Annotated in this window: 1 protein-coding gene; it reads left to right on the top strand. The window is 67.8% G+C overall.

The genetic code is table 11. The features are described 5' to 3' along the window. On the top strand, nucleotides 1–258 hold a 258-nt coding region (locus SB753_RS38870), incomplete at both ends, for a Mur ligase family protein (RefSeq protein WP_410805389.1).

Below are 258 nucleotides of genomic sequence, written 5' to 3'. Positions count from 1 at the left end.
CCCACGGCAAGACCACCACCACCACGATCCTGACCTGGTTGCTGGAAGCCGCCGGCCGCCAGCCCGGCTTCCTGATCGGCGGGGTGGCCGAGGATTTCGGTGTCTCCGCCCGCCTCGGCGCCGGCCGCGAGTTCGTCGTCGAGGCGGACGAGTACGACACCGCCTTCTTCGACAAGCGCAGCAAGTTCGTCCATTACCGCCCGCGCGTGGCCATCCTCAACAACCTCGAGTACGACCACGCCGACATCTTCCCGGACG

The sequence above is a fragment of the Paraburkholderia sp. SIMBA_053 genome, assembly GCF_046534895.1.
GTDB classification, from domain to species: Bacteria; Pseudomonadota; Gammaproteobacteria; order Burkholderiales; family Burkholderiaceae; genus Paraburkholderia; species Paraburkholderia caledonica.
The sequence above is the reverse complement of the archived record's forward strand: the minus strand, read 5'-3'. Positions and strand labels throughout refer to the sequence as shown.